Origin of the sequence: uncultured Draconibacterium sp., from assembly GCF_913060805.1 — a bacterium.
GTDB lineage: Bacteria > Bacteroidota > Bacteroidia > Bacteroidales > Prolixibacteraceae > Draconibacterium.
The window spans coordinates 90,947-117,800 of the sequence record NZ_CAJXTC010000011.1 but is presented as its reverse complement, the minus strand read 5'-3'; the positions used below and the strand labels follow the sequence as shown (position 1 = coordinate 117,800).

20 protein-coding genes are annotated in these 26,854 nt (G+C 42.1%); 8 read left to right on the top strand and 12 right to left on the bottom strand.

What is annotated here, in order from left to right; genetic code table 11:
- Positions 1 to 5 precede the first annotated feature (5 nt).
- A complete protein-coding gene (locus tag QZ576_RS08925; protein WP_297096230.1) occupies positions 6 to 1,490 on the top strand; it encodes a glutamate synthase subunit beta in 1,485 nt (494 codons plus the stop codon).
- Between the two features lie 1,036 nt (positions 1,491 to 2,526).
- Here QZ576_RS08925 and QZ576_RS08920 read toward each other — a convergent pair.
- From QZ576_RS08920 to QZ576_RS08905, 4 genes are all read right to left on the bottom strand, one after another.
- Positions 2,527 to 5,055, bottom strand: coding sequence for a cellulase N-terminal Ig-like domain-containing protein (locus QZ576_RS08920; protein ID WP_297096228.1), 2,529 nt, complete (start codon positions 5,053 to 5,055; stop codon positions 2,527 to 2,529).
- Positions 5,056 to 5,862: 807 nt separating this feature from the next.
- On the bottom strand, positions 5,863 to 6,246 hold the full coding sequence (locus QZ576_RS08915; protein WP_297096226.1) for a hypothetical protein: 384 nt from the start codon (positions 6,244 to 6,246) through the stop codon (positions 5,863 to 5,865).
- A gap of 12 nt (positions 6,247 to 6,258) precedes the next feature.
- Complete coding sequence (locus QZ576_RS08910) at positions 6,259 to 7,203, bottom strand: lysophospholipid acyltransferase family protein (RefSeq protein ID WP_297096224.1); 945 nt, start codon at positions 7,201 to 7,203, stop codon at positions 6,259 to 6,261.
- A 10-nt stretch (positions 7,204 to 7,213) separates the two neighbouring features.
- Complete coding sequence (locus tag QZ576_RS08905; RefSeq protein ID WP_297096222.1) at positions 7,214 to 8,149, bottom strand: lysophospholipid acyltransferase family protein; 936 nt, start codon at positions 8,147 to 8,149, stop codon at positions 7,214 to 7,216.
- A gap of 206 nt (positions 8,150 to 8,355) precedes the next feature.
- Between QZ576_RS08905 and QZ576_RS08900 the strand changes: the two genes are divergently transcribed.
- Positions 8,356 to 9,132, top strand: a complete 777-nt coding sequence (locus QZ576_RS08900; RefSeq protein WP_297096220.1) for a glycerophosphodiester phosphodiesterase family protein — start codon at positions 8,356 to 8,358, stop codon at positions 9,130 to 9,132.
- A gap of 358 nt (positions 9,133 to 9,490) precedes the next feature.
- On the opposite strand, the gene QZ576_RS08895 is transcribed toward QZ576_RS08900, so the two are convergent.
- Both QZ576_RS08895 and QZ576_RS08890 read right to left on the bottom strand, forming a co-directional pair.
- Positions 9,491 to 10,099 (bottom strand): class I SAM-dependent methyltransferase, encoded by a 609-nt coding sequence (locus tag QZ576_RS08895; RefSeq protein ID WP_297096218.1) that lies wholly within the window; start codon positions 10,097 to 10,099, stop codon positions 9,491 to 9,493.
- Positions 10,100 to 11,008: a prolyl oligopeptidase family serine peptidase gene (locus tag QZ576_RS08890; protein ID WP_297096216.1), complete on the bottom strand. Its 909-nt coding sequence runs from the start codon at positions 11,006 to 11,008 to the stop codon at positions 10,100 to 10,102.
- Between the two features lie 97 nt (positions 11,009 to 11,105).
- Between QZ576_RS08890 and QZ576_RS08885 the strand changes: the two genes are divergently transcribed.
- Entirely contained in the window at positions 11,106 to 11,972 is an 867-nt protein-coding gene (locus QZ576_RS08885) for a ChaN family lipoprotein (RefSeq protein ID WP_297096214.1), read from the top strand.
- A 63-nt stretch (positions 11,973 to 12,035) separates the two neighbouring features.
- Here QZ576_RS08885 and QZ576_RS08880 read toward each other — a convergent pair whose 3' ends face one another.
- Positions 12,036 to 14,081 carry a T9SS type A sorting domain-containing protein gene (locus QZ576_RS08880; protein ID WP_297096212.1) on the bottom strand — a complete coding sequence of 682 codons (2,046 nt, stop codon included), beginning with the start codon at positions 14,079 to 14,081 and terminating at the stop codon, positions 12,036 to 12,038.
- Between the two features lie 33 nt (positions 14,082 to 14,114).
- A complete protein-coding gene (locus QZ576_RS08875; RefSeq protein ID WP_297096210.1) occupies positions 14,115 to 17,444 on the bottom strand; it encodes a tail fiber domain-containing protein in 3,330 nt (1,109 codons plus the stop codon).
- Between the two features lie 149 nt (positions 17,445 to 17,593).
- Between QZ576_RS08875 and QZ576_RS08870 the strand changes: the two genes are divergently transcribed.
- The 3 genes from QZ576_RS08870 (at position 17,594) to QZ576_RS08860 (ending at position 20,176) form a co-directional block, all read left to right on the top strand.
- The gene (locus tag QZ576_RS08870) at positions 17,594 to 18,370 is read left to right on the top strand and encodes a LuxR C-terminal-related transcriptional regulator (RefSeq protein ID WP_297096209.1); all 777 of its coding nucleotides are present in this window, start codon (positions 17,594 to 17,596) and stop codon (positions 18,368 to 18,370) included.
- 10 nt (positions 18,371 to 18,380) lie between these two features.
- A complete protein-coding gene (locus tag QZ576_RS08865) occupies positions 18,381 to 19,154 on the top strand; it encodes a LuxR C-terminal-related transcriptional regulator (protein WP_297096206.1) in 774 nt (257 codons plus the stop codon).
- A gap of 248 nt (positions 19,155 to 19,402) precedes the next feature.
- A complete protein-coding gene (locus QZ576_RS08860; protein WP_297096204.1) occupies positions 19,403 to 20,176 on the top strand; it encodes a LuxR C-terminal-related transcriptional regulator in 774 nt (257 codons plus the stop codon).
- Here the strand turns inward: QZ576_RS08860 and nadD are convergent, their stop codons facing one another.
- The 4 genes from nadD to mnmA all read right to left on the bottom strand — a co-directional run bounded on the left by nadD (position 20,177) and on the right by mnmA (position 23,812).
- Positions 20,177 to 20,800 carry a nicotinate (nicotinamide) nucleotide adenylyltransferase gene (nadD, locus tag QZ576_RS08855; protein ID WP_297096202.1) on the bottom strand — a complete coding sequence of 208 codons (624 nt, stop codon included), beginning with the start codon at positions 20,798 to 20,800 and terminating at the stop codon, positions 20,177 to 20,179.
- Positions 20,801 to 20,931: 131 nt separating this feature from the next.
- Entirely contained in the window at positions 20,932 to 21,498 is a 567-nt protein-coding gene (gene gmk, locus QZ576_RS08850; protein WP_297096200.1) for a guanylate kinase, read from the bottom strand.
- Between the two features lie 49 nt (positions 21,499 to 21,547).
- Complete coding sequence (locus QZ576_RS08845) at positions 21,548 to 22,423, bottom strand: YicC/YloC family endoribonuclease (protein ID WP_297096198.1); 876 nt, start codon at positions 22,421 to 22,423, stop codon at positions 21,548 to 21,550.
- A 210-nt stretch (positions 22,424 to 22,633) separates the two neighbouring features.
- The gene (mnmA, locus tag QZ576_RS08840) at positions 22,634 to 23,812 is read right to left on the bottom strand and encodes a tRNA 2-thiouridine(34) synthase MnmA (RefSeq protein WP_297096196.1); all 1,179 of its coding nucleotides are present in this window, start codon (positions 23,810 to 23,812) and stop codon (positions 22,634 to 22,636) included.
- Between the two features lie 696 nt (positions 23,813 to 24,508).
- On the opposite strand from mnmA, the gene QZ576_RS08835 reads away from it, so the two are divergent.
- Positions 24,509 to 25,204, top strand: coding sequence for a response regulator transcription factor (locus QZ576_RS08835; RefSeq protein ID WP_297096194.1), 696 nt, complete (start codon positions 24,509 to 24,511; stop codon positions 25,202 to 25,204).
- Positions 25,205 to 25,216: 12 nt separating this feature from the next.
- Positions 25,217 to 26,686 carry a HAMP domain-containing sensor histidine kinase gene (locus QZ576_RS08830; protein WP_297096191.1) on the top strand — a complete coding sequence of 490 codons (1,470 nt, stop codon included), beginning with the start codon at positions 25,217 to 25,219 and terminating at the stop codon, positions 26,684 to 26,686.
- The last annotated feature ends 168 nt before the right edge of the window (positions 26,687 to 26,854 follow it).

Sequence of the window (26,854 nt, the reverse complement as noted above, 5' to 3'; positions counted from 1 at the left end):
AAGACATGGGAAAGCCAACAGGATTTTTAGAATATAAAAGAGTTTCCAATCCGACACGAAAAATCGAGGAGCGCCTCAAAGATTGGAACGAGGTATACATATTACGCGATAAAGAAACTTGTGAAACTCAGGGTGCGCGCTGCATGGACTGCGGTGTTCCATTCTGCCATCGCGGAGCATTATTGCACAACGGCGCTTCGGGCTGTCCGGTTTACAACCTGATTCCGGAGTGGAACGACCTGATTTACAAAGGTCGCTGGAAAGATGCGCTGGAACGATTGCACCACACCAATAACTTCCCTGAATTTACAGGAAGAGTTTGCCCTGCACCTTGCGAAGCAGGTTGTGTGTTGGGAATTAACGAACCGGCTGTTACCATCCACGACAACGAACGTACCATTATCGACAATGGTTTCGAGCAGGGATGGGTTGTTCCTGAGCCACCGGAAAGCAGAACCGGGAAAACGGTTGCTGTTGTAGGATCTGGTCCTGCCGGACTGGCGTGTGCAGCTCAGCTGAACAAAGCAGGTCATACCGTTACTGTTTTCGAACGCGACGACCGCATTGGTGGTTTGCTGATGTACGGTATTCCGAATATGAAACTGGATAAAGACGTGGTTCAGCGCCGTGTTGATATTCTGGAAGCAGAAGGTATTATTTTTAAAACCAATACCGAGGTTGGAAAAGACATTCGCAGTAAAAAGTTGCTCGACGACTTTGATGCGGTTGTTTTAACTACCGGAGCAACAAAACCACGCGACCTGAAAGTTGAAGGCCGTGAGTTGGATGGCGTACACTTTGCTATGGAGTTCCTGAAAGCCAACACAAAAAGTTTGCTCGACAGTAAGCTGGAAGATGGAAATTACATCTCGGCAAAAGATAAAAATGTAATCGTAATTGGTGGTGGCGATACCGGTACCGACTGTGTAGCTACATCGTTGCGCCATGGTTGCAAAAGCATAACCCAGCTGGAGATTATGCCACAGCCACCAAAAGAACGTAACGGCGAAGTTAACCCGTGGCCGGAATGGCCGGGTAACGAAAAAACCGATTACGGCCAGCACGAAGCCATTGTTGCAAAAGGAAAAGATCCGCGTAAATATTCGATAATGACCACCAAAATTGAAGGTGATAATGGCAAAGTAAAAGCTTTGCACACCGTTCAGGTGGAGTGGATAAAAACCGATAATGGCGGACGTATGCCACAGGCTGTTCCGGGAACCGAACGTTACATTAAGGCAGACCTGGTTCTGTTGGCGATGGGCTTTTTAGGACCGGAAGATAAAATTGCCGAAGAGATGGATATGGAACGTGATGCACGTTCGAACTACAAAGCTGAATACGGACAGTTTAAAACCAGCATTAAAAAGGTTTTTGCTGCCGGTGATTCACGCCGCGGACAATCGTTGGTGGTTTGGGCCATTAACGAAGGTCGTGCTGCTGCCCGCGAGGTAGACACCTACTTAATGGGCGACACTGTTTTGCCATAAGGCAACGTGTTCTGTGACAAGAGCGATTAAATTCGCTCGCTTAAAATTTGAAAGTTAGCATATGCCGTAGTGGGCTATGCAATTTTTATAGTGCAGTTTTTTCAGGAGATCCGGCCGGAGGAGGAAATTTATTATCCGAAACTAAATCACTTTCCCTTGACCAGAATGTGAAACGCCGGTTCTCCTTTTTTCTTGCAAAATTTTAATTCAAAATAGAGGGTTTCGGGTTGGAAGCCCTTTTTTTGTGGGAGTGATGAGTACATATTGTTAGTAAGTCGTTTGAAGATTATCTAACCCGTACCGGGTTATCGGCAACAACCCCCAACTCGCTTTTACTAAACTCAAATCCGTACCGGATTTTTTAAATTAGCTGATAAAAACTCCATGGGAGTTTGAGTATAGTAATGAGAATATACCTGTAGAATTACAACCCCGTCGGGGTTGGATTAAAATTTGCAAAGCCCTCGTTTCTAATTCTTAATGTATCTTAAAGAATCAAAAGTTAAAATTGAAACTATTTGTCGGCATTCTGAATCCCATTATTAGTGGCGCAAATGCAGATAAGGCCATACCAATACCAATCACAATAATAAATATCCCAATCCATTTTGTTATATTATTAAATGCGTCGAGGTTATTTTTCTCGATTAGATTGTCCTGAACAGGTTTGCGTATTAATAATGACAATAGTGTTTCAAAGTGATTCTTAATTAAAATTCCAATACTTATCCATAGTCCGGATTTTGCCAATGAAACTAAAAATGTAAATAATAGAAATGATTTCATAAGTTCTGTTTTTTCTTAATTTGATTTATAAACTTTTTTCTTTTGTCAAGTCAAAACAATGCAACGCTATCTTAAAATGCTTTTCAATATTAATCCTACTGCCCCTCGTTTGTAACTGCCTGTCCCGAAGTAATCGGGAAGGGGTTTCCAATCTTGTCGTTTTTAACGACCTTCTAAATGGCATTTAAAATGCCGGGAGACCTTGCCCCTCGTTACAAACGAGGGGTAGCCAGGTTAACCAGTAAGTTTTTTATTTTACCAGGTTTTTAAAAGCTGATCCAAAAATGAGGTAACTGGTATTTCCTCCAATGGTACCTTCGTTTTGGCCCCACAAAAATGGCCAGTCGTCGTAGTTTTCAAAATGGTCGGGTTGCCTGAACAATACACCGGGCGCAACATTCCCCGGGATAAACGAGAAATCGGCCCTGTTGTTCCCATAAAACATCGCTTTAGGACGAGCGGCACCTACCGTTGCCACAAACGAATAATTGTGATACGGATGACAGCCAAACAACCAGTTGGTGGCCTTAAATGCATGGCTGGCATCAATAATATCAGGATAATATTTGCTGGCAAAACAAACAGTGGTTCCAAAGTTAACAACACCGCCATTGCCGGCCCAGCCGCCAAGGCCAATCGGCACTCCGTACGGATTATTCTTTTCAAGCTCCTCAATATATTCGTTGTATTTTACCACATACGGCCGCAGCTTTTCTTTGTACGATTCATCCATGTGCGGTATGGCATGTAATGCTGTTTTAATGCTGTAACTTACGTTACGGTCGAGTGCGGGCCACAGCAATTCCTGAAACTTATCGATATATTGCTGCTCGCCGGTTGAAATATACAGTTGAAGATTGGTGCCCATATCTGCCCCCCAGTTCCAGCCACGGCGGTCTTCCGGCACATTGGCAAGTAATTCGATCGACTCTTTCAATAGTCGTTTCGACTGGATCAAGGCCCTTTCAGAAAGATCGTCGTTATACCCCTTTAATGCACGGCTTGTTGCGGCGAACATAGCAGCAGCTCTTAGATCGAGGCCGGGATTGTGACTTGTAAATGCCCACATATCGTCTTTTACTCCGCTTGATTTTCCATCGCGGGCTACTTCGTATGGCCCAAGCTTCGGATTATACGGAAGGCCGTCGGTTATTGAAGCGGCATCGCCAAGATGATGATAGTTATCGAGAACAGAGTTGGAAAGCGTTTGTGCCATATGGCCGATAATTTCAGCCTGGGCCACAAGGTTCATGGTTCCGTGCTCGATAAACTGCAAAATATCGGGTGTTCCGTCCGGACGATGAAGATCGACATAGCGCTGCTCCTCGTCAATAAAAGTCTGATCGCGCAAAGGTTTAAAATACTCCCAGGTTTGCACAAAGTTCTGCACCACGGAAATGTTCGATCCGGTTTCAATATCAAAATCACCGGCATCAAAAAAACCTCCAACGTTTAATCCCGGAATGGTTTCCAATGCTTTGTATTTGGTATCGGTTGTTGGCCCCTGCCCATGCAAATCGAAATGATCGGTATTTGGCGGAGCCTGCAGGTAACCTTCTTTAAAAGGCTCGCCGTGCCATACCCTGTACGCCTCGTTCACATACATGTGATTCATATGAATGGGTATCCACACATCGCTGGTGGCATCGGTAATCCAATCGTAAACGTTATCTGCTATTATAAAGTTATTGGTTTTAAAATCGCCATACTGAATGTAGTAAATACCGGGTGTTTCAACCGACGAAAAATCGAATTTCACATAGTTGTATTTAAAATAGTCGCCCCACGATTCGATTTTACCGCTGAACACTTCAGTAGCAGTGCCATCGTCGCCTACTTTGTAAATTGATGCTTTTGCAAGTGGGTTATCCTTTTTGTCGAGTTCAATAACCGAAACTTTTTGTTGCGAAGGCAGGTAGCCTACCTGCGAGAAACCAATATTTGGTTCTCGTACCCAGCCTTTAACAGCATTGGGTTCAACTGTCCAGGTTAAAACTTTACCGGTTTTTCCGGCCGGAAGCAAACTGCGAACTACATACCAGCCGTTTTGTGCCAGCACGCGGCCATCAAAAAGCATGAGGTCGGCATCGGCAGAAGTGATTTTCACCATACGCTCGGGCTCATCGGGAGCAAGCAGCATTGTTCGTCCGGTTTCGAGCGGCAGCGGATCGATAAATTTGCCGGTCCCTCTATCGTCGGAAGTTACATATCCTTTGTATTGTTTGGGTTTTTCGCTGTTGGGCCTTGTAACTGTATTACTTGCCACATAGCGCGAAAACCGGTTGATGCGTCCATCCATTAAATAGGTTTTCCCCCAATATTTCGAAGGTAAAAACTCAAGGTTAAACCCGGCGTTCCCTTCAACTGATTCCGGCAGAGGTTCGTCGAGGAAAACGGATATCTCAACTCCTTTGCCCTTGGCTGTAACAACCACGCGCGACTCGAAATCGTAATCGTTATACCGTAAAGTCGCCTCAATGCTATTGCTCACACTGTCAACCGTTCGGGTTGGTATTTCCGGTACAAGATCCCACTGTTCCGGGGTGTGCGAAAGTCGCACGGCACCACCCTGCGCAGTTCTTACTCCATGATGGATCAATTCTATTCCCGCGTTCTTTTCGTCGTTAAAGCCGCCGGTAAAAAGGTTACTGTACACCAATACATTTACGCCTTGCGTTTCGAAATACTCAAGATCGTTGAGTACCAAATCCTGGTTTGGGTCCGAACTACATGCCGCTAATAGCAGCAGAATGAATGATAAAAATGAAAGTTTTTTCATACGATTAAGATTGTTTATTTATAAGGCATCGTATGGAACTCGCATGAATTTTAATTATCCTTTTAGGTGTAAATATTTTACATGCTCGTTTCATAAAGATAAGTTGGTTTTACTGATTTATTATGTTTTGTTATCTTATCGTCGAACTCTGGCTGCAACAAACCAAATTTCCATGTTCAATATTACCTGATATTCAGCGAACAGCTGTTTAAATTTAGCTTTGGTATTTATGAAAATCGATAATTCTCCGGCTTCTTCTGGCTCTCCTGCCCCTCATTTGTAACTGCCTGTCCCGAAGTAATCGGGAAGGGGTTTCCAATCTTGTCGTTTTTAACGACCTTATAAATGGCATTTAAAATGCCGGGAGACATTGCCTCTATCTAAAAATGATGAGTAGCTGTGATATCTAACCCGTACCGGGTTAATGGCAACAAACCCCAACTCGCTTTTACTAAACTCAAATCCGTTCCGGATTTTTTATTTGGCTGATAAAAACTCCATGGGAGTTTGATTATAGTATGAGAATATACCTGTAGAATTACAACCCCGTCGGGGTTGGATTCCTCCTGCCCCTCGTTTGTAACTGCCTGTCCCGAAGTAATCGGGAAGGGGTTTCCAATCTTGTCGTTTTTAACGACCTTTTAATGGCATTTAAAATGCCGAAAGACCCTACCCCTCGTTACAAACGAGGGGTAGCTGTGTTCCCCCTTCGCCAAGGGGGACGGCGCTTCAAGGCATGTCCTCCTTTTTTAAAAGGAGGTGGCCCGTCAGCCGACGGATCGGAGGATTCGAAAATCCCGATAGCCCTTACTGATGAATACGAATCCATTCAACAGATGAATCATCGGTAAATTTCACCACCATAAATTTGCTGTGCAGTGGCCAGAAGATCAGCCGTTCCTGTTTAATGAGGTAATAAATGTAGTTTTCGTTGCTGCGATCGGGTTCGCCCAATAAATCAAGAATTTGTGGTTTTTGAAGCGTTCGGATCGTATCGTTGTAAACCAAATCGTTCACTATTTTATCGCGATACGGATATTTACGCCCCTCCTTTGTTTGCCACTTTGTTTTATCGAAAACCAACTCGCTGGCTGGTTTATCCTGCATTCCTTCTTCGTAATTTTTAACTTCAGAATTACAGGCTACACAAAAAGCAAAAACGATGATGCTCAGTAGTTGTAGTAGTTTCATAGGTCGAATTGCTTACACAGTCAGTTCAATTCCATCAGGCCGCGTATGTTTCCAACGGCGGTGCGACCACAAATAATACTCGGGCGTTTCGCGAATCACTTCTTCCATTTTACGAATGTAAGTGAGCAAAATATCTTTCGATTCAATTTTCGAAGGATCATCAAACAACTGCGTAAATTCCGCTTCGTAATGCCCACGCTTTATCTTTTTCACATGAAGAAAAAATATGGGCTGATTGGTTTTTATGGCAATCTTTTCGGGGCCGGTAAAAAACGGCGCTTCCCGGTTTAAAAAGATGGTCCAGAATGGCGAATTGGCCGGCGGTGTTTGATCGGCTGCCAACCATAAAACAGCAGGCTCGCCACTTCGCACATACTCAATTGCTGTTCGTGCCGATTTGTGTACCGGCACCGATTTGCCACCCCATTTACTGCGCGAATATTCAATATATTTTTCAAACGCCAGGTTGCCGCGAATCGGGTTTACAATCATTAAAAGTTTATGGTAGGCTTTACTTTGTATTGAGCTGCACCACTCCCAGTTGTTGTAATGAAAACCAAGCATCATTATACTTCGGCCTTCGTCGGCATAGGGTTTCATCGCGTCGAGTCCGGTAATCTTCAGCCGTTTTTCCATCTGCTTTTCGCTCATGCTGTGCAGCTTAATGGTTTCCAACGAAAAGTCACAGAAATGACGGTAATAACGATTCATGATCGTACGAATCTCCTCCTCGCTTTTTTCCGGAAACGAGTGACGCAGGTTATCCATAATCACCTTTTTCCGGTAGCCGATACCATAACGAACCACCAGGTAGAAAAAATCGGCAATGCCATAAATTACCCAGAACGGCAGCACCGAAATAAATTTTAATAACAACACTACCGCCCCGTTTAACAGGCGTTTCGAAAAACTTTCGTGATAGCGTTTATCTTTTTTGCGTAAACTCTCGTCAACCATGCTGAAAAATCTATTGAATTAAAGCTGTCCCTTCCGGTCGTTTGTGCTTCCATCGTTTGTGGCTCCAAAGATAATACTCCGGATTTGTTTTTATCACTTCCTCCATTTTTTCGATGTAGCGCAACAAAATTTCACGGTCATCCATTTTGGCAGGTTCATCGGCCAATAAGGTATAACGGTATTCGTATTTTCCACGCCCCAAACGTTTGGCATATTGAAAAAATACGGGCTGATTGGTTTTTCGGGCAATTTTTACCGGCCCGGGGAAAAAGGCGGCCTCACGATTCATAAACATCGCCCACATCTGCGAACTGGCCAATGCACTTTGGTCGGCAATCAATCCCACTACAACCGGCTCTTGCTGCGCAAAATACCGAAAGGTTACTTTTGCCGCACGTCCCATCTGCACAGGTTCTCCACCCCATTTTTCACGCGCATTTTGCAGAAATTCGTCCATGGGTTCGTTGTCGCGCATTTTGTTGTACACCATCAACAATTTACAATTTAATTGTTGCTGTAAGGCACTCGACCATTCCCAGTTATTGTAATGAAATGCCAGCAGGATAGCACCATTATGTTTTTCTGCCAAGGCATCCAGCTTTTCTGTACCGGTAAATTTTATTCGTTTGTGCAACTGCTTTGCATTTAAGTGATAGAGTTTTATACTCTCCAATGTCACGTCGCAGAAATAACGGTAAAACTTGTTCCGAAGCAGAAGAATCTCCCTGGCACTTTTCTCCGGAAATGCGTGTATCAAATTATCGGCGATCACTTCGTTGCGGTATTTAACGAGGCCTTTTATTACGATGTACCACACATCCGAGAGAAAATACAAACACCCAAACGGGAGCATGGCAATTGCTTTTAACAATACAACCGTAGCCCATTTCCCGGGATGCCTGAAAAGCCCTGACGATTTTTGATTTTGAATTTTCGTTTTGCTCATTGCGTGTACTGCAAGCCCTGTTAAAATAGCTTAAAAAGCCTTTTCAAAACTACACTTTTAAGCTTACATTCGCTAAAAATATCTTTATATTCGGTTGATGAAAACTGGAAGAATGAAACGAGCATGTAAGCTATTTACCTACAATGTTATGATTAAACCAATGCGAGTTCCATCTTATTCCATAGAAAACAAACGATTATAATAAGATGAAAACAACACTTGCACTGATTTTCCTTTTAACAGGAATTACCACAATGGCTCAGAATACATTTATTGCTCACCGCGGAGCTTCGTATCTCGCACCTGAAAATACAGTGGCTTCGGCAAAGCTGGCCTGGGAACTGGGTGCAGATGCTGTTGAAGTGGATGTGCACCTTTCGAAAGACAACCGCGTAATTGTGATTCACGATAAAGACACGAAACGTACCTGCGCCGGAAAAACAAACCTGACCATTGCCAAAACACCATCGATTTTATTGCGCGATCTGGATGCCGGTTCGTGGAAAGGGGAAGAATTTAAAGGCGAGAAATTACCGTTCCTGTCGGAGATTATTGAAACCGTTCCTGAAGGAAAAACACTGGTTGTTGAGATTAAAGCCGGCGGCGATGAAATTATTCCGGCACTTAGCCGAATCGTTGACAACAGTGGAAAGAAAGAACAGCTAGTTTTTATCAGTTTCGGCTGGAAAACCATTCTTGCAACACATAAAGAATTTCCCGATAACAAATGCTACTGGCTAAGCTCTGTAAAACCGGGCTTAAATAAAAAAATGGAAGAGGCTTCTGTGGAAGGACTCTCCGGCGTTAACTTAAAAAATTCGATTATCGACGAGGAAATTGTCACACAAGCCAAAGATCTTAACCTGGAAGTTCTTTCGTGGACCATCGACGATCCGGAAGAAGCGCAACGCCTTACCGATATTGGTGTAACCGGAATTACAACCAACCGCCCAAAGTGGCTTAAAGAACAAATGAATCAATAAAAAAAGGGCTGCCTTTTGTTTAAAGACAACCCAAAGTTTCTGACGTTTTCTGAATACTGTTTTCTGTATTCTTACAGCTTTAATTACTTAACCACAATTCAAAAATAGATCATAATTCTGTTAAGACGATTTAACTAAGGTAAATTATTGTTAAACAAATTTTATCAATGTTAAAATTGTTAATTCAGGAGATACGATAACAATACTGATTTTCAATTCCTCGACTAAACTTAGCGTCATCCTGAACTTGTTTCAGGGTCTCTTTTCTCTACTATGATTTTTGTTGATGCTAATCCGTCAACTGACGGACAGCATGACGAATTAGACTATATCCGCCAAGTAATAATTGTAAAAGAAATTACACGGAATGATTTTGTGCAACAACTAACTGAAAAGCTCCTTTGCCGATTAGTTTCGATCGTTTAATAGCAAATCCGTTTGACGGTAAAACAACATCCAAACCTCCTGCTTTTGAATAGCTTTTAAAATTACGATTGTGCTCAATACCCGCCAGAAACTCGGCGACTTTACTGCCAACACCCACATAATTTTTTGGCAAAGGAACGGCGTAATCCAACACTACAATTTTCTCCGCTACCTTTTTCGTCTCGGCAAGAATAACTGCATGCAGCTGCGGATCGAATTGGTGCAAAACCATGGAAAGTATGGCCACATCAAATTTCTGCTGATAAAAAGGGCTTAAGTCGGTGGCATCGCAAACAACAAAAGAGGCGTTGGTAATATTTTCCTTTTTGGCTTTGTTGGCGGCGTAACGAATCATTGACGCTGAAAGATCAACACCAATTACTGATTCGGCTTTATCGGCAAGCTCTAACAGCTGTGCGCCGGTTCCACAGGCGATGTCAATTACGGTATCACCTTTTTTTATTTCCAGAGCAAGGCGTCTCCGCAGATTTCCCAGCAGCGGGTCGATGATTGTGCTATAAACAAATCCGGTTTCCAACATTTAATTTGTCTTTACTGATTGAAAAAACTCCCAAATCACATCGCAGCCATTAATATCCTGATTCACATTACCAATCAACTTTTTAGGCAAATATTGCCGGGTTCCCGGCCAGGTATGTCCACCATTCTCAACCCGGAGATTTACCACGCAAATATTGGAATCATAAGGATTTTGCCAAAGCGATTTATGTGCAGTGCAACCATCGGCATTGTTTATATCAGGAAATTCATATTCTTCCACCAATTCGGAACAGCCATTATGTTGTTTCCAAAAATTTACGCTTTTATCAACGCTCACCACCTCTCCCCTTTTTTGCTTAAAAACAGTTACCAGCCCACCATTATACGGAACCAGCGGATCGGCAGTGCCGCAAATAAACAGCACCGAAACAGGATTTTCGGGAATCATTTTTTGCTGATCTTCGCTCATATTTGCTGCAACAATACCAATGGCTTTAAAAACTCCGGAACGTTCGAGCGCCAGTCGCTGCACCATAAATCCACCGTTCGAAATTCCACAGGCAAAAATTCGATCTCTATCAATCGAAAGTCTTTTCTCGAGGTCGTCGATCATTACGTCAAAAAAGCCCACGTCATCGATATTCAACCGCCGTGCAACAGCCAGCGTATCGCGGTCGCCATCGTTCCATCCCTTTTTATAACCGTTCGGAAAAACAGCTATAAAACCATCACGCTCGGCCAGTTCATTAAATCTATACTTTGTGAACCGGGGCATGCGGCCGGCTCTTCCACCGCCTCCATGCAAAATAAATACAACAGGGTAATCTTTTTCCTCCGAATAATTTTCGGGAACAAACAGTTCGAAGTTCCGTTCCAGCCCATCAACTTCAACGTGCATCGTTTCCGTCCATCGCTGCGCAAAAGTCAGTTCAGCAAGAAAAACAAGCATTATTGAAAGCAGGATTTTGTACATTTCAGGCAATTGCTTTACTTCATAAACTCTATGAAGTTTTTTTTGTTGTTATCAATGTTTAAAATTAAATATAATGAAGAACTTTCTGATTCTAAGTGTTATCTCACTGCTTTTATTCTCCTCGTTCAAATCCGACAAACCCGCCTATCTTCTTTATAATAAAGATGGTAAAACGGTGAAGTACGAAAAAATGCTGAAGGCTATTGAAGACGCCGATATTGTTTTGTTTGGAGAATTGCACGACAACCCCATTTCGCACTGGTTACAACTGGAACTCACAAAAGAACTGTATCAGCAAAACGGTAAAAACCTGGTTTTGGGCGCCGAAATGTTTGAAAGCGACAACCAGGTAATTATGGATGAATACTTGTCGGGAAAAATATCGAACCGGAATTTTGAAGACGAAATACGTTTGTGGCCCAATTATAAAACCGATTACAAACCATTGGTAGAGTTTGCCAAAGACAGCGGACTGTATTTTGTGGCCACTAATGTTCCGCGCCGTTATGCATCACTGGTAAATTCAAAAGGATTTGAAGGACTGGAAGAACTTTCAGACGAAGCGAAAACTTTTTTGCCTCCACTACCACCTGCATACGATCCGACATTGAATTGTTACGCCAGCATGATGAATATGGAAGGAATGGGAAGTCATGTTACCGAGAATTTCCCGAAAGCACAGGCGATAAAAGATGCTACCATGGCACACTTTATCCTGAAAAACTGGGAACCGGGGAAAGTGCTTTTGCATTACCACGGAGCTTATCACTCGCAGAACTTCGAAAGTATATACTGGTATCTGAAACACGAAAATCCAAGTCTGAAAATAGTGACGATTCATTCGGTTACGCAGGATAACATTTCGGAACTAACTGAAAAAAATACGGGGCAAGCCGATTTTACGATCTGTGTGGATGAGGATATGACGAGGACACGGTAAACAGACTACTTAACGAATAAAAAAAGGCAGGAACCGAAGTTACCTGCCTTTCAAATCTACTCTCTAACGGTGTTGGAGAATAAGTTTATTCGTAAAAACCTCATCTCTTATTTCGGTTCGGATGTAGTAAACGCCAGCCGTGTTCCCGGACAGATCGATCTCAACTAATCGTGTATTGAGAACTTCTTTTCGGAGAATCTCCTGACCGGTAATGTTCACCACCAGCACTTTAATTAATTCATCGCTGTCGGCTGAAATATCGAGCATTACTTTTCCTTTGGTCGGATTTGGAAAAGCTGTTACCGATAATTCACCCACTCCATCCATCAGGTTTTCGGTGCCGGTAACTGCCGACTTTTTACCAACTTTTGGATCGTGAACCACAATCGATCCTTCGCTTACCTGGCTGGTCGGATCCTGATCAACCGACACTCCCATTTCGTTGTCGTAAATCACTTCCTGAGTTTCTTCAACCCAAATTTTAATGCGGAAAATATCGGGATCTCCTTTTTGTTTCAGGTCACCATCAATAGCCGAAACCATAAACTGATAGCCGGGATCTCCGTTTATACTACCACGTCCCTTGAATTTTGCTTTCGAGCCGGAAACCACCAGCCAATCGTAATCAGTACTCACAAAGTCAAGATTGCCGGCATCAAACTGAAATTCAGTATTTCCTTTTGGTATTCCCTTCTTCTTATCGTATTTCGAAACAAATCCGAAACTGGCATAACCCTCGGCATCAGGAAAAATTGGAGACGCTCCGGCAGGAGAATAAATAATTCCGTTACCTGTGACAAAACCTCCTGCCGGATCGTAAATCACGACATACTTATATTCGTGTGTTGTTACCCTTTCACAACTGTCAGTCAACGTTAAGTGTAGTATATAAACTCCTGCAGAATCGTATACGTGCGAGCCGGATACCGAATCTTCACTTATAGTTCCATCGCTTGAGCTTCCATCTCCCCAATTCCATGAGGCCGAATAAGGAGTATCTCCCGAATAACTGGCCAGAATACTTGTTTCGTATCCAACCTGAACAGGATCGTAAGGCGCTTCAAATAGCACTTCAGAAATGCCCGTGCACTCTAAAATTATACCGTCGCAATTGGCATCGATTCCGCTACCCGGTTCATCAATTGCATCCGGATTAATAAACGGTTCATTATCATCACAATCGAGATTATTTTCAGATTGACCTGCCATTGGATAATCGTAAAGAGAGCTGTCAAGCATCTCGCTTCCAAAACCATCGAGATCAGTATCGCGATACCAGGTAAACAGGCCGTCGCAATTGGCGTCAATTCCTGTACCGGGAGCATCAATAGCATCCGGATTTATACCGTCATCCTTATCATCACAATCGAGGTTGTTTTGTACATATCCGGTTTGTTCTGCATTCAAATTCAACTTCACCGTGAAATTCGGATCGCCATATCCATCACCATCCGAATCAAGATACCAGGTGGCATATTCCTGTTCATCGCCTCCGGTTGTAAGTTGAGGAGTAAGTGCAACATTCGCTTCAATTCCGTCAGTTCCGACTTCGCCAAAAATCTCCACTTCTTTTACAAATACTGTACTTTGCTCCAGCTCCAAAACTACCGGATTTGCAGGAACAACAGGTGTATTTACCGTAAAAAAGAAATCTTTGTATGGCACACTTGTAAACTGGTAAAATCCGTTTTCATCGGTTTGTGTAGATGCAAAAACAGAGCTATCGCTGGCAAGAATCAGATATACTGTGGCTCCGGCCAGCGGTGTTCCGGCCAGCTCGGCAGCGGCCGATTTCATCACCAACTGCCCCGCCACCGCATCAGGATTCTCATTCAAATTTCCGTTCAACTCAAAAGTAAATTCTACGTTGCCACTAATTTCGTTCAGAATAATTCCTTGTGTGGCAATTTGCGTTCCGTTGGCGTACATGTATGTTGCAATTTGCCCGGCCGAAAAATAGCCGGTGTAGTTTCCGCCACTTACCACACCTGCTCCGTTGGAAGTGGCATCCTGGTTCTGCTCTGTTTGCGCCGCCGAAAGAATTGGCAAAGCACAAACCGCCATTACAATCAGCAACAACTTTAAGTGTCGCCGAAGAAATGGCTTCATGATTTTATGTAGTTCTTGTAAAACCATGAGTGCTTATTTTAAACCGGATGTTGAAGTTAATTCTTCGTCGACAGGCAAAACCGAAGCCTCCTGAACAGCTTTAAGCACGGTTTTCATTTGTGCTTTCAAGGTTTCAATCTCCGTGGCATTGGCCGCCGATGCTGAAAGCTCTGCTTTTAGTTGAGAGTTTTCTGACTCCAGCCTTTCTACTTTCGCATTTAATTCTTTTACCGCCTCAATAAGAACTGCAGACAAACCGTCGTAATTAACCGATTTATATCCTTCGGCATTTGTTTTTACCAACTCCGGAAACTGTGCTTCCAATTCTTGTGCAATTACACCAATTTGTTTCGCAGTGGTAAAATGCTTTTCAGGGAATTCATCTTTGCGCCAATCGTAAGAAACGCCTCGTACCTGTTCCACTTTTCCCAAAATATCATTTCCGAGTGACTGGATGTTCTTTTTATATCTTCGGTCGGAAACACCGGCATAAAGTGTGTCGCCGTTTATCGTGAGAACTCCATATATGACAGCACTATTATGGATTTGCAAAGGTTCTGAACTATGAATTCCATCCGCTGCATAGTTCGTCCAATAGCTTTCGTTATTTCCCGCCACATAAACGTAACCAGACTCATCTCCGGGGTTGGCAGAAATTGAAACAATCGAGTAATTCGGATCTGTTCCTGTCATATCTATTCTTGGCAAATCCGCGTTATCTCCTCTTGCTCCAAGTTGTAGGTTCGATGTATTAGGCCCCGAAAGTTCCATGTATCCATAAGCACCATTATCTATTCTTGCCTTATCCATCCAAAGGCCCGTAGGATCATAACTGGCACGTGTTCCATCTCCCGACATCAAGTTAAGTGAACCAAGCTGGTTCCCTGCACCGTCATCAATAACACTGACTTCAACAGCATGAAAATCATTTTCACCACGCATATAAAAATATGGTCGGTCGGGATTACCCTGACCACCAATTATAACATTATTTGAATTAGGACCATTTAGTTGCATTTCACCATAATCTCCTGCGTTTCTTAATGAAGCAACTGCCGACCAGTCAGCTCTTGTCACTAAAATTTCATCAGGAGCCAAAATAGCACGTCTCCCATCCTGAGCAATTCCATGAATACTTCCGGATTGCCCATCAAGAGTAATTCTTTGCATATCATTATTATTCAAACTCATTGATCCCCAGGAATCAGTTCCGTCAGTACTTGCTGAAATATTTGCCGCCCCGTAATACCATCCATTTCCATCCGGTTTATCCGTAAAGACAGTAAAAAATCCCAGATCATTATTATGCCACGGTTGACCTCCTATTTGAATATTTGGAGAATTAGTGCCGTGTAAAAATATTTGACCACTTGAGCCACCATTTTCGTTAACGGTGTTCAAGCTAACTTTATCTATTCCAAAACCTTCAGGGCTTAAATGAAGTGATTTGCCATTTTCAGATATAAGGTTTATGAAACCATACTGATCTCCATTTCCATCCGGAAGTACAGAAAGTTCCATGGCTTCGAAATCATTTTCACCATAAAGAGCCAGTTGCGGAAGATTGGCGTTTTCCCAATCTCTGCTTCGAATACGAAAATTTAAAGATTCCGGGCCATTTAATGTGATTGTTCCGTGCATTCCGGTTCCCGTATCGGGATTTGCCCACATATTCATATTTGCAAACTCACGCCAATTATCACCAGTGCGATTCAAACTAATTATATTGGGTTGAATTGAAGTTAATTGCTGATTACTGCCAGAGATATCAACTGACCCAAATTCATTTTGTTGGCCATCTTCATAAACACCCACATGAAATCGGTTCTCATCAGTGGCCCCGTTTAAATTCAAATAGGCCCGATCCGGGTTGTTCCAATCGCCTCCGGTTTCAAAATTGGTTGTATTTGGCCCACGAGTGAATAAATAGCCAAAATTATCAGCTCCATTATTCTGGGTATTCATCCCAACACCTTCAATACCTAATCCTTCCGGATATAGATGAAGTGATTTACCATTTTCAGACAAAAGATTTATGAAACCGTATTGATCTCCGTTTCCATCAGGAACAATTGATATTTCCATACCATGGAAGTAATTCTCACCATAAAGATTTATTAAGGGTAAATCGGCTTTCCCTTCCCAATGCCGGCTTCCCATTCCAATATTCCCGGAATTAGGCCCGTTTAGGTTAAAATATCCCGCATAACCGCTATCGTCACGGTTTTCAATATTAACAGACACCAGTTCACTTCCGTTATCTCCGGTTGTATTGAAGCGGATTCCACTTGCATAAAAACTTGCTTCCTTGTTATCTACAGAAAAAAGGTTCATGTAGCCGGATTCAGTAGAGTCGTTTGAAGCTGAAATCTGAACAATATCATTCCAGCTCGTTCCAACCATTTTTAACCAGGGCAATTCAGCATTTTCCCAACTTTTCGATGTCATTTCGATGTTTGGCATTCCGCTGGGGCCATTCACGCCGATGAAACCGGATTCTCCCTGACCTCCCCAGTCTTGCGTACTCAATGAAACTAACTCGGTTCCGTTCTTTTTTGTAGTAAGTTTGTTTGGACTTAAATACATTTCTTCATTATTGCTTGAAGTCAAACTCAATTCACCATATTCTACTGTATCCTGAACTGAGACCTTTATTGATGCGTGAATGTTTTCAATCCCCATTTTAGTTTGAAAATTCAGAAACGGGTAATTGGAAACATTATTATAACTGTTGTAACCGGCAGCAAGAACCCCATCAGTTTCGCCTCTTAATGTGAACTCCCCACTTCCATGCACTCCATGATATGGAGTAACTCCAAGAGTAACCTTCCCCTCTCCTTCGTCATTAGATAGGTACATCCATCCAAAATCATTACCGGGTGTTTGCCAATGCGAAATGGCCCCCAAAGTAATATTCTTGGATCCATTAGTTCCGTATACATTAACTTCGCCATTTTTGTTGTCACCTAAAGAGAGTGCTTTCATTTCACCAACTACCGTTCCTTCATCGTTATGCACCACCAGCTCTCCTCCTTCAAAAGGCGCCGAGAGTGGTTTAAACAATGTAACCGGCGATAAAGCAACTCCGCCGACTGAAATGGCCATACTTTGTTCGGTTACACCGTAAAACAAACTGTCGGGCAGCGGATTTATACTACCCAATACTACAAAGTACAAACCATCAGTAATTGTCACGTCGGCATGTGATTCGCTCCAGCCAACCGACGCAATTTCAAAAACAAAAGTGCGGGTGTCGTTTACCGGAAACCCCGATTCTATTATTTTTCCCTGGAAAGGGAGTTTCTGTCCAAATGCCCATACCGACACCATCAGAAAAAAAGTGAAGAGTAGATGTTTTTTCATAACATTAGTAAATTCAGATTAAACCTTATCTTTTATCCCTTTCAAGTTACAAAGCACAAGTTATCAGCGAAATACTCAATTTGGTGTATTTTGAACCATTCTAAATTACTGTTGTTTAAATTACAGTTTCATCAAACTACACCTACCTTATGCAAAACGAACATGTAGCTAATATTTTAAGTGTTTGGGAGGAAGGAAATACAATTCAACAGCCTTCGAAGAAGAAAATGGCACTTGAAATTGTTGAGCAAATTTCATCGACATTTGCTGCAGGAACTTTCTATTATTATCTATTGAATTTTGAAACGCTGGAGATGGAATATGTTGACCCATCGATAAAAAACGTTCTGGGAATTGAGGCTAACGAATTTTCGCTTGATACACTTTTCAGTAGTATGCACCCCGAGGATCTGGCAGTTATGCACACAAAAGAACAGGAAGCAGTAGATTTTCTATTCAATAAGATATCGGTTGAGGAATTACCCCTTTATAAAGTTGTTTATTTAATGCGTTTAAAACACACCAGCGGATTGTATAAAACAATTTTACATCAGGCGCAAACGGTTAATGTTTCCATCGACGGGAAGGTGCAACAGGTGATTGGTGTTCATACCGACATTAGTCATTTGCCTATTCCTTTCGATCATAAAATATCATTCATTAGTAATACCCGGCCATCTTACTATTCTGTAATTCCCGATATTTCGATGGAATTATTACAAGATAGTTTTGGTCTCCTGTTCACGCCAAAAGAAAAACAGATTCTGAAAGAACTGGCCGAAGGGAAAAACTACAAACAACTGGCTGAATCCCTTGGCGTTTCACCTCATACCATTAACACGCACAAACGAAACATTTTAAACAAATCACATTCCGCAACAATAACAGAGCTAATTGCCAAATGTATTCGTGCCGGAATAATCTAATTTATGGAAAATGACTAAGCCGGTAATACAGAACAGGAAGCATTTTGAACATGAAAATGTTTTTCAGTACATCAGTAAGAAGTCGAGAGTTAACAAAATAATCGACTCCATTGCACATCCGTTTGCTGCCGGAACTTTTTATTATTTCACCCAAATTTACAATCAACCCAACTTTCATTTTATTAGCAATTCGATTCAACGTGTTTTGGGATACGAACAGAAGGATTTTACTCCTACCCAATTTTTAAACATTCTACACCCCGAAGACCTGGAACGACTGGAAAACAAAGAACAAATGTCGCTTTCCTTTTTACAAAAAGAAGTTTCAGCATCAGCAATTTCGTCCTATAAAGTGGCCTTTCTAATCCGATTAAAACATGCCCGCGGTAATTACATCACCATTTTACATCAAGCCCGGCCTACACGCGTCGATGAAAATGGGAAGATTCTTGAAACGCTTTTTGTACATACCAATGTCAGTTATCTGAATGCAACAGTCGATCATAAAATATCACTTATCAACAGGAATGATCGATCGTGGTTTTCATTAAACACCGACAAAAGGCAATTGTTATGCGACAAAAATTTCGCGAATCACTTTTCGGAGCGGGAACTTGAAATTATAAAATGCGTTGAGTTTGGTGAAAGCACAAACGAAATTGCGGAAAAACTGTTTCTTTCTCCCCATACTATCGCCACACATAAAAAAAATATTTTGCGCAAATCAAAATGCCATAACTTCAACGAGTTAATAGCCAAATGTATTAGAAACGGAATTATTTGAAAGGTATTTACGGGTGTTCTTTCGTCAATAGTTTTATGAAATTGCTGGAGGAGCGCCATAAAAAAAGCAGGAGCCTGGAATCCTGCTTTTATAAATTTCGTGTGACCGGAGAACGTCTTAAGTTCTTGTTTTTTGCTTTTTTTTAAAGCTCCTGCAAGTTATAGCAGGAAAGCCAAAAAGTAAATACCTAATATTGGGTATTTTTCCGTACATTGTAGTTTGGAAATTTTTGAGAACTTGTTTCTGGTATGGACGAAAAGAGTATAAACAAAATAAAAAAAGCCTGGGAACCTAACAAAGTTGGGCGCCCGGTAAAATCGGAGTTATACCTGAACATCGTTGAACAAGTGGCCAATTTGTTTTCGGCCGGAAGTTTCTATTACTACATCATGAACTTCGATACGCTCGAAATGGAGTATGTCGATCCGCGCATTGAAGACGTTTTAGGGTTAAGCACCAAAGAATGGAGTCTTGACACACTGTTTGAGTTAGTGCATCCTGAAGACCTGAAACAAATGCATAGAAAAGAAGCTAAAGCGGTTGATTTCATTCTAAATCACCTGGCAACAGAAGATATTTTAAAATATAAAGTGGTGTATTTGTTGCGGCTGCGACACGCCAACGGAAATTATAAAACCATTCTGCAGCAATCGAAAACACTTACTGTTTCGGAAGATGGTAAAGTGCAACAAGTTTTGGGAATTCATACCGATGTGACTTACCTGAATATGGCTGTGGATCATAAAATTTCGTTTATTGGCGATGGTCTTCCATCCTACTACTCCCTATCTACCGACGATGATTTTCATCCGGAGGAACTTAACTATCATACACTTTTTACTGCGCGAGAGAAAGAAATACTAGCCAATATTGCCGAAGGAAAAACATTTGCCGAAATAGCTGAAGTTTTAAATATTTCGCCGCACACGATAAATACCCACAAAAAAAATATCCTAAAAAAAACCGATTGCAACAACACTACTGAGTTGATTGCGCGTTGCGTTCGCGAAGGGGTGATTTAGTTATCGGTAGAAATTCATTTCCTCGAGATATTCCCAGCTTTTTTGCGGAAGAAAATGACGCACATCTTTTCCCTCTTTTAGCGCTTTGCGGATAAACGACGATGATATTTCCATCAGCGGAGCATCTTTGGCAATTGTAATGTTTTTCTCCACCTGAACTTTTTCGGGATCGAAACCAGGGCGCGGATAAACAATTATTCCGTAATCCTCAAGAATCGTTTCGTAGTTTTTCCACTTATGAAAGTTCTCCAGATTATCCGATCCCATCAGAATTTTAAAATGATAATTCGGATGTTGATCTTTCAAATAAGCCAGCGTATCAACCGTGTAACTGGGTTTTGGCAAACTGAATTCGATATTTGATGCCCGAAAGCGATCGTCGCCATCAACAGCCCGATGTACCAGTTCCAAACGTTGGTAATCGTCCAATAAATTGTTTTTCTTTTTTAGCGGATTTTGCGGCGACACCACAAACCAAAGCTGGTCGATATCGGTATATTCAACCATATAATTGGCAATGGCCAAATGCCCGATATGAATGGGATTGTAACTACCAAAGTAAAGCCCAACTTTTAGCTGCAGATTGGTTTTGGGTGCGAGTATGTCGGTAACGATGTTACTCATACGAAATCAATTTGAACTACCAAATTACGAATTTAATTGTCATTTCGAGAGAGAGGAGCGAACGAGAAATCTTTTGATCGAAGCTTCGAAGTTACAGATTCCTCTCTGCGTTCGGAATGACAATCACCAATTTACTTTTTCAGAAATTCGGTGATAATCTTTTCAGCCTCCACAAAAGCCTCTTCCAGCTTGTCATTTATGATCACCACATCAAAATGCGGGGCAAAGCTTAATTCGTGCTCTGCTTTGGCAACGCGCATGGCAATCTTTTCTTCGCTGTCGGTCGATCGTCCAACCAGGCGGTTACGCAACTCTTCCACCGAAGGTGGCTGCACAAAAACAGCCAAGGCCTCATCGCCGTAGTATTTTTTAATATTCAGGCCGCCAACAACATCAACATCAAAGACCACGTTTTTGCCTTGCTCGCGAATGCGTTCCACTTCACTTTTCAGCGTTCCGTAACTTGTTCCTTTGTACACTTCTTCCCACTCCAGAAACTCGTCGTTTTCCACTTTTGCCAGAAACTCTTCACCCGATAAAAAGTAATAATCTTTACCGTGCGTTTCGGTGTGACGCGGTTCTCTGCTGGTGGCCGAAATTGAAAATTCTAGGTCGAAACCTTGCTGTAATAAATGTTTTACGATGGTAGTTTTTCCGGCCCCCGATGGAGCTGAAAATATGATTAATTTTCCTTTCATGATTTTAAGCTGCGAGCCCCGAGCTACTAGCTACGAGTTTTAAAATATTCTATAATACATTAAGGAGTTGCTCTTTAACGCGCTCCAAATGGTCTTTCATTTGCACAACAATACGCTGGATATTGGTTTCGTTGGCTTTCGAGCCGATGGTGTTGATCTCGCGACCAATTTCCTGCGAAATAAAACCAAGCTTTTTCCCTGATGCTCCGTTTTGTTTAGCGGTTTCGAAGAAATACTCGCAATGATTAGCCAGACGAACTTTCTCCTCGTTGATATCCAGTTTCTCCAGGTAGAAAATCAGTTCCTGCTCAAAGCGGTTTTCATCCACGTTGCCATTCATTTTCAGCGCTTCCAAATTATCTGTTAAACGCACTTTCAACGCTTCAATACGCTGCTTCTCGAACGGCTCAACCTGCTTCAACAACTTACTGATGTTCTCAACATTACCAAGAATATCCGCTTCCAGTGCTTCTCCTTCTGTTGCTCGGAAATCGTTAATATCGCTAAGTGCCGCAAGAATATTGGCATAAATGGTATCCCACTCTGATTCGTCGAGTGTTTCGTATTCGGTTTTCACCACATCGGGCAAACGCATGGCCGCCTGCAATGTACTTTGATCAACGGTCACCCCAAGTTCTTTGCTTATTTCACTCAGATGCTGGTAATAACCTTTCAGGATGGGCTCGTTAATTTTCGAATTGGTTTCGTCGCCCAGGTTTTCCACGTAAATGTTAAAATCAACTTTTCCGCGTACCAGTTTTTCGGCAATCGCCTTACGAATTATAATATCTTTTTCGCGATACAGGGCGGGAGTTCGCGTGTTAATATCGATTTGTTTGCTGTTTAGCGATTTAATTTCAATGGTAATCTTTTTGTTGTTTACCTCGAATTCAGCTTTACCAAAGCCGGTCATTGATTTTATCATGTGAAAATAATTTTATTCAAAATTAGCATAAAGTCTGTAAAAACAGCAGAACGAATTCCGGATGTTGAAAACTGGATGCTGGATTCTGGATATTTGATGCTGGATACGCGATCCTGGATGTTCGTTGCTTGATATTGGATTAAAACATTTATGCATTAAAGCATTTTAGCATTCATTCCCTTCAGTATATCAGTCCGTCAATCCTTCAATTTACACAATCGCCCCCGAGCCGATCAATTCATCATTGAGATACCAGGCAGCAAACTGCCCCGATGTGATTCCCCGTTGTTCGTTTTCGAACAGAAACCAGGCACCATCCTCTTTCATATGAATCGTTCCTTTTTCCAATGGCTGACGGTAACGAATACGAATATCAAAGTCGCGTTTTTCGCCAACTTCCATTTTTAAGTCGGGGCGTATCCAGTGCATATTTTCTGCGGCAACAAACAATCCTTTGCGGAACAGACCGGGATGCTCAAATCCCTCGCCAACGTATATGATGTTACGTTTTACGTCGGTGCCAAGAACAAAAAGCGGCTCTTTGCGGCCTCCAATATTCAGTCCCTTACGTTGCCCAACGGTATAAAAATGTGCGCCCTGATGTTCGCCGATCACTTCGCCGTTCCACGGTTTGTACGGAAACTGAAAACACAGCTTTTTATAGTTTTCTTCCGAAACCTCAACATTCTTCTTCTTTTCCATGAACTTGGCCGAAATCTCGATTACATTACCCACTTTCGGCTCCAATTGCTGCTGTAAAAAGGTTGGCAGATCGACTTTCCCAACGAAACAAATTCCCTGCGAATCTTTACGCTCGGCGGTTGGCAGATTCTGCTTACGTGCAATTTCGCGCACCTCAGGTTTCAACAACTCACCAACCGGGAACATTGATTTAGAAAGCTGTTTTTGGTTCAGCTGACACAAAAAATAGCTCTGATCTTTGTTCGGATCTTTTCCGGCTAAAAGCTGATGAATGGTTTCCCCATCCACTTCTACTTCCGATTTACGGCAGTAATGACCAGTTGCCACAAAATCAGCATCAAACTTCAGGGCTTCTTCCATAAAAGTGTCGAATTTAATTTCGCGGTTACACAGCACATCCGGATTTGGCGTACGCCCGGCCTGGTATTCGGCAAACATATAATCAATCACACGTTGTTTATAGTCCTTGCTTAAATCGACAATATGAAACGGGATATCAAGTTTTTTGGCCACCATTTTGGCAATCAGCGAATCTTCTTCCCACGTACACGAACTGGTAAGCACACCTTCGCGTTCGCGGTAGTTAATCATAAACAACCCGATTACCTCATGCCCCTGCTCCTTTAACAGCCAGGCCGCCACACTCGAATCAACACCTCCGGAAAGTCCTACTACTACCCTGCTCATTTATACATTTTTAGGGCGGCAAAAATACAATGAAAAGCCGAAAGGGCAAAGGAAAAGAAAGGATAAGGATAAATGATGAGAAAAACAGGCTTACAGCAATGAAAACAGATTCAACATCAGCAACAGGCAACTAATCATCAATATCATAATATTCGCTAACCTCCATATTCTTCTCAAGAATACAAGACTAATACAACTTATGATAATGGCGATAATACATAAAATAATACTTAGGATTGTTATCCGGGACTCCACTTGAAGAAACAGTGGAAAATAATCTTTAAAAACAATTATCCGATCTGCCGGAGGAACTCCCGATTTAAAAACATATATCCATAAACTATAAATTGAAAAGGGAATTAGTATACAGAGAAAGCCCGCAAATGTTAGTATTTTCCATTGTTTACGATTTATTCTTTGCATCGATTCAAATTAAAAATCCATACTAAGTTACTAAATACTATCATTAAAAATGGTGAAAGATTAGTGAAGTGAATCGATTGGAACGATCATATTTAGCCTGCAAATTCCCTTTATGGTTCTTTATCGAAATATAAACTCCGCGTCTTTACAACTAGTATAACCTCTCTCAAACTTTACTGTAATTCTCTGTTATTGCTGAATTTATATCCTTTTGTGATACTTCTGTGATAAACCCAAACTACCTTTCGCCTGTTCAACAAAGAAAACAACAGCATGGAAAAAGCATTGATCATTGAAGACGACAAGGATATTTCCGAATTGGTAGCCATTCACCTGGCCGATATGGATTTGGAAGTTGACAAAGCTTTCGACGGAAAAGACGGTTTAATGAAAGCGCTGAACAACCCCTACCGCTTTATTTTGCTTGATCTTCGACTTCCGTTAATGGACGGCTTTGAAATTTGCAAGCGTCTACGAATGGAAAAGGTTAATACACCGATATTAATGCTGACTTCCAAATCGGAAGAGATTGATAAAGTGCTCGGCCTTGAAATGGGTGCAGACGATTACATTTCGAAACCATTTGGAATTCGGGAACTTCTGGCACGAATTAAAGCCGTTCTCCGACGATATGATTCAGCACAGAAAGGGAGTGAAACAGAAGAAAAAGAAATACGTTTCGATGATCTGTACATTAATGTGGGAATGCGCATTGTTGAATTAAACGGGAACCGGATTGAGCTTTCGCCAAAAGAATTTGACCTGCTGATTTACCTCGCGTCGCACCCCGGAAGAACCTACAGCCGAATGCAACTGCTCAACCAAATTTGGGGCTACGAATTCGAAGGATTTGAGCACACCGTAAACTCACATATTAACCGTTTGCGCTCGAAAATCGAGACGAACATGAACGAGCCGCAATACATTCTTACCACCTGGGGAGTTGGATACAAATTCAGAGAAAACTAAAAGCAAAAAAAGATGAAGACTAAAATATTTAACCGATTATACCTGCAGGTGTCAGCCATATTTTTGCTGGTGCTTTTTATGTTTACGGCCATTGCGCTGTATATTTCGGTTCAATCGTCGGCCAAATATTCGGTGGAGGTTAACCAGCGCTTAAACCGCGAACTGGCTACCAGTACCGTTGAAACTATTCAACCGCTGATGAAGGACGAAATTGCCAGCGACGAAGCTATTGCCGACCTGATGCACTCGATGATGGTAATCAATCCCATCGTTGAAGTGTATTTGCTCGATCCCGACGGAAAGATCCTGAATTACGTAGCGCCTGAAAAAGTGGTTAAACTTGAAAGTGTTAACCTGGAACCGATTAGGGAATTTATTGCCGACCCGGATCACAGCATTATTTACGGCGACGACCCTCGTAATCCGGGCGAGTTTAAAACATTCTCGGCAGCCACAATTACCGAAGGCGGAGAACTGAAAGGATACATTTATATTGTTCTGGCCAGCCAAAAATATGTTTCTGCCGCGCAAACCGTAATCGGCAGTTATATACTGGGATTGTCCATCCGCTCGGTTATTATTATCCTCATCATTTCGGCGCTGGTGGGTTTGCTTGCCATTTGGTTTATTACCAAAAAACTAAACCCGATTATCGAGGGAATTCAGGAATTCAGAAAAGGTAATCTAGCATCGAGAATTGCGGTTTCAAGTGAAGGGGAGTTAGATCGGATTGCATTGGTTTTTAACCAGATGGCCGACACCATTGAGCAAAACATCCGCGAACTGGAAGGCGTTGATAATCTTCGCCGGGAATTGATCAGCAATGTTTCGCACGATTTGCGCACGCCGGTGGCCTCTATACAGGGATATGCCGAAACACTGATACTAAAACAGGACAATATTTCGAATGAAGAACGGAATAAATACCTTCAGATTATTTTCAAAAGTTGTGGCCGTTTGCAACGGCTGGTGGAAGAATTGTTCGAATTATCGAAACTGGAAACCAATCAGATCGAACTGCACACCGAGCCATTTTCTATTTCCGAACTGGTGTACGACATCGTAAATAAGTATCGCATCCTTTCGCAAAAGAAAGGCATTAATATCGATACAGTTATTGCCAAAAATGTTCCGGTTGTGGAGGCTGATATTTCGCTGATCAACCGGGTTTTGCAAAACCTGATCGATAATGCCATGAAATTCTGTCGCGAAGGCGACAGTGTTAAAATAGAAATTGACACCAAAGAACCTGAAAAAGTGGAAGTTCGCGTCATAGATTCCGGGCCGGGAATTAAGCAGGAAGATCTGCCGAACGTATTTCAGCGTTACTTTAAAGGAGGTAATCATGAGCACAGCACCGGCCTTGGATTGGCCATCGTAAAAAAGATCATCGATCTGCACCATTCAAACATCCGCGTGCAAAGCCAGTATGGAAAAGGTGCAAAATTTATCTTCGATCTGCCTAAAGCGTTTTCGGCATAAGACTTAATTTTATTCAACTGAAATCAATAAGAACGTCACCCTGAACTAGTTTGCAGGGTCTTTTCAATCTAATACTAAGATGCTGAAACAAGTTCAGCATGACGTACTGCAGGATTTACAAATAACGAAAACGACATCTTTCAGTCCCCTGAAAAAAGTTTATAAAAG